The 8,521-nt window shown below is 50.6% G+C and carries 8 protein-coding genes; 4 read left to right on the top strand and 4 right to left on the bottom strand.

Annotated elements, in window-relative coordinates:
* Positions 1-760 (top strand): IS3 family transposase (locus PSCS_RS06415; protein WP_068810216.1); only part of this gene is annotated, 760 nt, incomplete at its 5' end.
* Here the strand turns inward: PSCS_RS06415 and PSCS_RS06410 are convergent.
* On the bottom strand, positions 735-1,265 hold the full coding sequence (locus tag PSCS_RS06410; protein ID WP_068810971.1) for a TIGR02466 family protein: 531 nt from the start codon (positions 1,263-1,265) through the stop codon (positions 735-737). The genes PSCS_RS06415 and PSCS_RS06410 overlap by 26 nt on opposite strands.
* 356 nt (positions 1,266-1,621) lie before the next feature.
* Here PSCS_RS06410 and PSCS_RS06405 point away from each other — a divergent pair, with 356 nt between their 5' ends.
* Both PSCS_RS06405 and PSCS_RS06400 read left to right on the top strand, forming a co-directional pair.
* Positions 1,622-2,308: a TonB-dependent receptor plug domain-containing protein gene (locus PSCS_RS06405; protein WP_082866484.1), complete on the top strand. Its 687-nt coding sequence runs from the start codon at positions 1,622-1,624 to the stop codon at positions 2,306-2,308.
* 29 nt (positions 2,309-2,337) lie between these two features.
* Positions 2,338-4,590, top strand: a complete 2,253-nt coding sequence (locus PSCS_RS06400; protein ID WP_068810968.1) for a TonB-dependent receptor domain-containing protein — start codon at positions 2,338-2,340, stop codon at positions 4,588-4,590.
* A 140-nt stretch (positions 4,591-4,730) separates the two neighbouring features.
* Here PSCS_RS06400 and PSCS_RS06395 read toward each other — a convergent pair whose 3' ends face one another.
* The 3 genes from PSCS_RS06395 to PSCS_RS06385 form a co-directional block, all read right to left on the bottom strand.
* Positions 4,731-5,180 carry a peptidase associated/transthyretin-like domain-containing protein gene (locus tag PSCS_RS06395; protein WP_157885643.1) on the bottom strand — a complete coding sequence of 150 codons (450 nt, stop codon included), beginning with the start codon at positions 5,178-5,180 and terminating at the stop codon, positions 4,731-4,733.
* A gap of 121 nt (positions 5,181-5,301) precedes the next feature.
* A complete protein-coding gene (locus PSCS_RS06390; RefSeq protein WP_229694646.1) occupies positions 5,302-6,129 on the bottom strand; it encodes a HupE/UreJ family protein in 828 nt (275 codons plus the stop codon).
* A gap of 225 nt (positions 6,130-6,354) precedes the next feature.
* Positions 6,355-6,663, bottom strand: a complete 309-nt coding sequence (locus PSCS_RS06385) for a hypothetical protein (RefSeq protein ID WP_158662872.1) — start codon at positions 6,661-6,663, stop codon at positions 6,355-6,357.
* Between the two features lie 291 nt (positions 6,664-6,954).
* On the opposite strand from PSCS_RS06385, the gene PSCS_RS06380 reads away from it, so the two are divergent.
* Positions 6,955-8,355 (top strand): dipeptidase, encoded by a 1,401-nt coding sequence (locus PSCS_RS06380; RefSeq protein ID WP_317621786.1) that lies wholly within the window; start codon positions 6,955-6,957, stop codon positions 8,353-8,355.
* The last annotated feature ends 166 nt before the right edge of the window (positions 8,356-8,521 follow it).

Here is an 8,521-nt window from a genome sequence, read left to right as displayed (position 1 = left end):
GTCCTCGTTTTATCGGGTGCTCAAAGAAAAAGGACAGCTACACCACAGAGGCAAGGCACATGCGCCGCAACGTAAAACGGCACTGAGCACACATATTGCCAGAGCGCCGTGCCAGGTGTGGGTTTGGGATATAACCTATCTCGCCTCCCAGGTCCGTGGTCAGTTTTTCTACTTGTACATGTTCATGGACGTGTACAGCCGGAAAATCGTTGGCTACGAGGTGTATGAGGTGGAATGCGGTGAGCATGCGGCAGCACTATTGCAGCGCTCACTTTTAAGTGAGCAGTGCTTTAACACGCCGCTGGTTCTGCACTCCGACAATGGTTCGCCAATGAAGTCTCAGACACTGAAAATAAAACTGGAAGAGCTAGGCGTGATGCCATCGTACAGCCGGCCGCGAGTGAGCAACGACAATGCTTATGCAGAGTCGGTGTTCCGAACATTGAAATACCGACCACAGTGGCCGTCAAACGGGTTTGTGGATCTGACAGCAGCCAGGCAATGGGTTGAACGGTTTATCTACTGGTACAACCATGAACACAAGCACAGCAAGATCCGGTTTGTGACACCGCAGCAGCGGCACAGTGGTCAGGATCAGACGATACTGAACAATCGTAAAGAGATCCTGGAGCGAGCAAAACTGAATACGCCGTCACGTTGGGGTAGTCGACCAACCAGGAACTGTACGCCGGTCGGAGCAGTGTGTTTGAATCCGGAAAGAGACGATCAGATTATCAGTGCGGAGAAACAGGCCGCGTGAAGAAAAAGGTGTCAACTATCTTGAAAAACACCGGTATCTCCTCGGCAGTAAAGTCGGTGATCTGTTCAACCGGCCAGGTCATCATCCTGGAGGCCACCCTGGGGTCCCGGAAGTATATGCTGCCGCATTCAGGGGCTTTCAGGCTGATGTAGTAAACACCACTGAAATGACAGTTGGCATGATAGTGGATTTTATTGGACGCCCCTGGCGGACTGACATTGGCCCATGCCTGCAGGTGATACGCCTGGCCGGATTTGAAATGCAGGGATTCACCGATGCGTTGGCACACCTGTAATATACGGCGGTTGATCTCCTCGAACGCGGGCAGGTTCTGGAGAGTATTCGGACTCTGCCATCCCTTCACATTGGTATTGTCTACCCCCCTGGGGTCGATATCCTGCAAGGCTGAAACCTGATTCATCAGCTGTGAATTGAATGCCTTGTGATCGTCAAGCAGGGTTGTCCAGACCACGCTGGGAAATAAGGGTTGAGAAATTATTTTCAAGTGGTTTTCCTTATGCCGGTATACCTTTTGACTCGGTGTTGACCCCGTGTTTTGTGGGCATACCTGAAGATATATTCCAATCAATCATGAGTCCAGTGTGAAACACGAAAAAAGGGGTTATTACTAATAAAAATAATAACTTGGGTGTAAATTAAAATGTGAGCACATTCATTGTTTTGAATAGTTGTTACAAAGTATTGCAATTTATCCTCTGTGAGAACATTATTCGATCGTTCCAGATGTGTTGTAGGAGCCGGCGTTACTTTAGGTGACGAGAGTGGTTTTCTCTGCATCAATCGCAATGCCAATGTTGTTTCGAAAAAAGCTAGATAATAAGAATACTTAGGAGCGATATAATGCGATTCAATATTCCCCATAAACGTAGACTGTTGTGTACTGCAATTTCCCTGTCACTGATTCCCCTGGCCACTCAGAGCTTTGCTCAGGAGAGTGAGATGGAAGTGGAAGAAGTGGTTGTAACCGGTTCTTTCATTCGCCGAAGTGAAGGTTTTACCCAGGCTTCTCAAATCACCCAGATCACTGCGGATGATCTGGCTGCACAAGGTACACTGAACATTGGTGAGGTCATGCAAAACATGTCCTTTGTCGGTGGCCCTTCATCCTCCATCACCAACACCATTCAGGGCACGACTTCGCGTAGCTCCAGTGTTGACCTGCGGGGGCTTGGTCCGCAATCCACCCTGACCCTGATGGATGGAAAACGTATAGCCGACGAAAACGTTAACGTAATGATCCCGACGATTGCCATACAGCGAATTGATGTGGTGGCTGATGGTGCTGCTGCACTATATGGTAATGAGGCTGTTGCTGGTGTGGTCAACTTCATCCCTTACGCCACATACGATGGCCTTAAACTCGAGGCCTACGGTGAACAGGATTCCCGTGGTGACTATGACGAGCAATCCATGCAGATGCTCTGGGGTGGTGACATTGGTGATCTTGATGTTGTACTTGCCGGACAGTCCGTACCAACAGTCGTCTGGGCTGGGATGAACGCCCCGATCTGGCCCAGGCCGGTCTGAACTATTCTTCGAATGCACCAGGTAACTATGTGGTACCGGTTCGTGATGAGTTCGGTCAGTACACAGGCGCCACAGCAAACCAGGCGGATCCGAACTGTGCCCCTGCGGATCAGCGCAATTCCTATGTGGCGGGTGCTAACAACAACCCATACGGCATGCTGGTGGGGTCAACCTGTTACTTCGATTTCGGTGATACCCGAAGCTATCGTGAACCGACGGATACAACCTCTTTGTTCGTCAATGCCACCTGGGATGTCAGTGATGATCTGACGTTGAAATTCCAGGCGTTTAACTCACGCCTGTACCAGGTGGCTTATACCTCCACGTCAAACCCGGGTAACTCTCGTATTGGCGAACTAGGTGGACTCAGGGGTGAACTGCCAGGTAACCCTTTCCTGGCAACAAACTCCGCTGGTGAGCAGTTGTACGGTGTCGACACGAATGGTGATGGCGTGCCCGATCGCGGCTCACAGGATCTGAATAATGATGGCCTGATGGACTATATTGTTTCAGGTACGACGCCAAACGGTGTGTTACTTCACGAAGACGTCAAGGCCAGAACGCTGCGACCAATCAACAAAACCCATATCACTTCTGATGGTCATACCGTCGATGGTGATAACATTTCTGATGGTACCGACCACAACCGTCGATTAATGCTGCAGGCGGACTTCGCAGTGCCGTTCCTGGACGGCTGGGAAGGTATGGCGGCCTATGCGCAAAGCTCTCAGCGTCTGCGTTACATGTCTAACCAGAACTTCGATATTGAAGCGATGAAACAGGGTGTCCAGTGCGATGTGGTTAACGATCGTGACGCCTGTTACAACCCATTCTTTGTGGTTGATGAGGCAGATAATAACTCCATTCATGTCATGAACGCTGTGGCTGCTCGCTCAAAAGAAATGGAAGAGACCTGGCTGGATACCATCGACATTGTCCTGAACGGTGAAGTGCCATTGGGCGGTTTTGAACTGCCCGGCGGAGCAATTGGGGCAGCGGTTGGTTACCAGCGTCGTAATGACAAATATACCAATACGCCTTCTGTCCATGAGATCCGTGGTGATACCTGGATTGGTAGCCCGATCCCGGAGAACATCACGTCCGGCAGCCGTGAAGTTGATGCCTATTTCATGGAACTGGCAATTCCTGTTCTCAGCAATGTTGAAATTGAGGCGGCAGTACGTCGGGAAGATTTCAGTACCGGTCAGGAGTCAACTGATCCGAAGTTCGGTGTAACCTGGGCGGCAACTGACTGGCTGAACCTGCGTGCAACAACCGGTGATGCGTTTATTGCCCCAACAATTGACCAACTGCTGGATCCGGTAAGTTGTGCGTTGTCGACCGTAACAGATCGATTCTCGTCCTTCTCAGCATTTACCACCGCATGTTCCGGTGGTAACCCCGATCTGGAGAACGAAAGATCCACCTCCAAACAGCTGGGTTTTGATCTGGCGTTTGGTGAGTTCGACCTGTCAGTTACCTGGAACGAAACAGATTTCGAGAACCGAATTGTGGGTATTACGGGCCAGCAGGTAATGAATGCTGATTTTGAAGCATTCAAGGTCTGGTCCGGATTCACCGGTAGCGGCGTCGGAGCAGGTAATCAGCCATCCATGGAGCAGCTTGAGGCCTGGTTGGCAAGTGGTTTGAGCAACCCGGATATCATTCGTGATGAGTCTGACCTGGGCACCATTTTGCAGGTTACCTCACCTGGCAGTGTCAATGCCCAGAGCGTTAAAGTGACGGCATACGACATTCAGGGTAACTACACTTTCGGTTTCCAGGATTGGGGTGATTTCCGTATCAACCTGCAGGCTACCTATATAGATGAGTTCCTGTATCAGGATGATGAAGACAGCCCGGTTCTGGATGGTGTTGGGCAGACCAACCTGTTGACCGGAACGGCACCTGCTTTGCCAGAGCTGAAAGCGAACCTGAGCCTGGGTTGGGTGATGGGCAATCATGCGGTTACAGGTATTGTACATTATGTGGACGAAGTCGAATGGGATGGTACCAACTACACACCCATCATTCAGCGCTTTGCCAACACCAACCCTAACCCGAGTATTGTCGGTGGCAAAATCCGTGCCTGGACTGACTTCGACCTTGCCTACACCTACCGTGGCATTAACCTCTTCGGTGGTGAAATGGGCATCAGTGTCGGTTCACGTAACCTCTTTGATCGCGAGGCGCAACGGACACCTGACTTTGCCGGTGTGATGGGCGAGATGCAGGACCCGATGGGGCGTTCATACTACGCACGACTGGTTTACGACTTCTAAGTCTGCAAACCTTGAGCTTGCCTTGCCTGCAGTATTCTTGTTTGCAGGTAAGGCAAATGACCGGAAAGCAATGACCGGTAAGAGAGGCCCGCCGGGAACCTTATGAAAAGGTCTCCGGCGGGTTTTTTTCTGCTGCGACTTTAAGCGTTTCGGGAGCTTTTTTTCTGTAAATATTTGGCAGGAATAATGGAGAGCAATAACAGTGCGCCGGCAATAACGTAGAAAGGAATGCCACCACCTTCACTGTCAGGTGCACCATCATCAGGTGTGGAGCCAGTGTCAGCATGATTGCTTGCCGAAGAGCCATCGAGGGTTAGCAGCACTTCCACAGCGTGGCCAGTTTCATCGCGAGCTGTAATGCGGTATTCATGTCCGATAACTCCGGCGGCGGAAAATCCACCGGCTGCATCAGTCGTGAGAGTTAGCTGTTCGGTTTCCGGCGCTGTCAGATTGTCAATCGTGACCGTTTCCGCAAACCAGGGAGCACCGTCTTCATAAACAACCTGTCCGATGATTCGGCTGCCGTCCGGTGACATCCGGATTTCCAGGCCATGTGCCCACGCCTGCACCGACGCTAGTAATACTCCCATCGATAATATAACGCCGCACAAGAGTGATAGATTTTTTTGTAACCCGCTAGCTGACATGATTCACCTTTGTCGATTCTATAAATGTTCTGTATGAAAGTTGTTGGCGATGGCGCACCGCCCACTAATGCCTGTGAAGGGGGCCGCCATCATGACTGTGCCAGCCTTCATCTGCTGCGGGCTCAGATGCTGGCGCATGCTCGTGGATCAGTCCCGCCTCATGAATATAGCCGTGCAATTGGAACAGCAGCAAAAGCATACCGGTAAAGATGAGCCCCGCATTGACGACACGGCTGATGACCGGCCAGAAATCGACCTGGCGCCATGCCTGGATGGCGAAGCCCATGACCACCAGCGCTGCAATCTGGCCGGCCTCGACACCAACATTAAAAAGAAGAATTTTGGCTAACAGGTCAGGGTCACTGGCCAGCGTCAGGTCCTGAAGACGGGCAGACAGTCCGAAGCCATGAATAAGGCCAAAAATGAAAACCATGACCAACAGGTTCGGTGCTGCTGTACCAATCCATCGGGGGAAACCATTGAGGTTTTCAAACCCTTTATAGGCAACAGTGACAGCAATAACGGCATCAATCAGATAATGGTTGGCCGTTATGCCTGCAAAGGTGGCGAAAGTCAGGGTGATGGTATGACCGATGGTAAAGGCTGTGACAAATTTGAATATGTCGATGAACCGGCTCAGGAAAAACATCACGCCGAGCAGGAATAGCAGGTGATCATAGCCGGTGAGCATATGCTCCGCACCGGTCCACATGTAGTCCAGGTAACCGCCCTCGCTCATGCGGATGCGGGCCTCTTCAGAAACATCGTGAGCGGCAGCAATACCAGGCATAAAGGCCACGATTAGCATGAGCAGAGATGAAATGATGCTCGCTCTTTTGCAATTGGCCCCTGAAAAAGTCGGCAATAGACGGTTACAGCTGGGTGCTCTCATAGTGACAAAAAATCCTGTTATCAGTCTTGTTATGGAAATGCGTTGAGCATGTTTTAACAGATCACAAGACTAGCAAGACTGTGAGGTCCGGAATAGTCTTTATGCAGAGCATTCCTGCTGCCATTGTGAAAGTGTACGAGTGGCAATATCCGCAGAGGTCGGGGGTGCACATTAAATTAGGAAATGCTGCTGACAGCTGATCGGTTTTTATCCAGGAACGGGGTTTCAATTTGTCAGCGCCAGGGTAAGGGGGATGAAAATCAGCGCGGCAGCTGCGATACCCGTGCCGGGAGAAATCACAAAAGCGCTGACTAACAAGGTCATCAGCACAACTGCTGCAATTCGATTCAACACGAGCGTCATTTTTTGAACATTCTCACTGCTTTTGTAATGCCTGAGCAGGGAGACAGCGCCAATGATGCAAAGCGTGATGCAGTAAACAAGCGCTGGCCACAAATCATGGTCTGACAGTGCATACCAGGAAATTCCGATAAGCCCGGCGAACACCATTGAGCAGTGCATTATTATTTTCATTGTAGTCTTATGTACTCTTGCTCTGTCTATTGTTGTCCTGTTACTTCTACTTTGTGTTGGGCTTGGCTAACATTATGTCAGACCCACAGCATGCATTCGATCTTCCCCTTGGCGATCGTAAAGTGCCTTTAAATTCAAATTTATGCAGTCAAAAGGCCAAAAATGGCCTGATATTGAGTTCAGTGGAATGACAATCGGTTGCCAATCAGCCATTATATGTTCAGCAACGCCATAGCATGGTTGTTCGTCAGGCGTCTTCTTCTACCTCCCAGTTAACAGGATGTGCAGATTATGATGAGTATGCTTCTTCCGGACCGGTTACACTTACTTTCTATCAGCAGGCTTTCACTCGCCAGACTGTCTTTGATCGCTGCTGCTTCTTTTGCCCTTGTTGCCTGTGGCGACTCAGGCAGTGAGCCAACCAGTACGTCGCCCAGTGCTGAGAATAACATGGAGACGGTATCTGCCCCAGCCGCCGTTGAGGAAACGGAAGAGACGCTGATAGCTCGCGCCCAGGCAATACATGAGCGGGTGATCACACTGGATACACATGTTGATATCAATGCCGATAACTTCGTATCCGGCAACAATTACACCATGAGCCTGGATACGCAAGTGACGCTGCCCAAGATGGAAGACGGCGGTCTCGATGTCGCCTGGTTCATTGTCTATACAGGACAGGGCGAGCTTAATGAAGAAGGGTATGCTGCGGCCTACGCCAATGCTATCGAGAAATTCGAGGCGATTCACCGTCTGACTGAAGAAATTGCACCTGACCGGATCGAGCTGGCCTATACATCGGATGATGTTCGACGCATTGCCGCGAGCGGTAAAAAAGTGGCCATGATCGGCATCGAAAATGCGTACCCGGTGGGACTCGATCTGAGCAATATCGAAGATTTCCATCGCCGTGGCGGACGCTACATGTCCCTGGCTCATAACGGCCACAGTCAGTTTGCTGACTCCAATACTGGTGAGGCCAATAACGATTATCTGCATAATGGCTTGAGTGATTTGGGGCGTGAAGCGGTGGCGGAGATGAACCGCCTGGGCATCATGGTCGATATTTCTCACCCTTCCATCGATGCGATTTCGGAGATGCTCGACCTTTCTGTCGCGCCAGTGATTGCTTCTCATTCATCAGCCAGAGCGTTGACCGACCACACCCGTAACCTTAGCGATGATTTATTGATGCGTGTGAAGGAAAACGGCGGTGTCGTTCAAACAGTTGCGTTCAGCAGCTATATCAATGAAGAGCGCCGGGTGTTCCTGGCAACAGAACGCCAGCAGATCATGGAAGAAAAAGCCCGTGAGTATGGCTTTGAAATTCTGACCTCTGAAGAGATTGATGCGCTGGAGCCCATTGCCCAGGAAACGTATCAGCAGAACATGCGACGACTTTTTCCTGAAATCGAAATGCTGGCGCCCAAAGCAGACGTGGAAGACTTTGTCGATCACATTGATTATATCGTGGACCTGATTGGCCTGGAACATGTTGGCATCAGTTCAGACTTTGATGGTGGTGGTGGCGTCATGGGCTGGAACGATGCCTCTGAAACGTTCAACGTGACCCTGGAGCTGGTACGACGCGGCTACACCGAGGAAGAAATCGGTATGCTCTGGAGTGGTAATACACTGCGTGTACTCGATGAGGTTCAGCGCATTGCTGCGGAGATTCAGGCGGAAGCCTGAGCGGTATGAGTCAGCCCGGTGCGGGTCACGCTTGTGTAATTGCTAGCATAACCTGGCCGCGAGTTACTAGGATAACTTGGCCGATATGTAATAAACATAAGACTATTCAGTATTTTAGCACGTTCGTATCGGTGCACACTGACAATCGATTCCGTCTTCTTGGACT

This window comes from Pseudohongiella nitratireducens (assembly GCF_001642735.1).
GTDB lineage: Bacteria > Pseudomonadota > Gammaproteobacteria > Pseudomonadales > Pseudohongiellaceae > Pseudohongiella > Pseudohongiella nitratireducens.
Note: the sequence above shows the minus strand (reverse complement) of the source record. Positions and strands in the feature narration are given on the sequence as shown.

Excerpts from the sequence above, each read along its gene's own strand:
- PSCS_RS06390 (WP_229694646.1), bottom strand. The coding sequence starts at position 6,129 with ATGAGAGCACCCAGCTGTAACCGTCTATTGCCGACTTTTTCAGGGGCC.
- PSCS_RS06405 (WP_082866484.1), top strand. The coding sequence starts at position 1,622 with ATGCGATTCAATATTCCCCATAAACGTAGACTGTTGTGTACTGCAATT.
- PSCS_RS06395 (WP_157885643.1), bottom strand. The coding sequence starts at position 5,180 with ATGGGAGTATTACTAGCGTCGGTGCAGGCGTGGGCACATGGCCTGGAA.
- PSCS_RS06380 (WP_317621786.1), top strand. The coding sequence starts at position 6,955 with ATGATGAGTATGCTTCTTCCGGACCGGTTACACTTACTTTCTATCAGC.
- PSCS_RS06385 (WP_158662872.1), bottom strand. The coding sequence starts at position 6,663 with ATGAAAATAATAATGCACTGCTCAATGGTGTTCGCCGGGCTTATCGGA.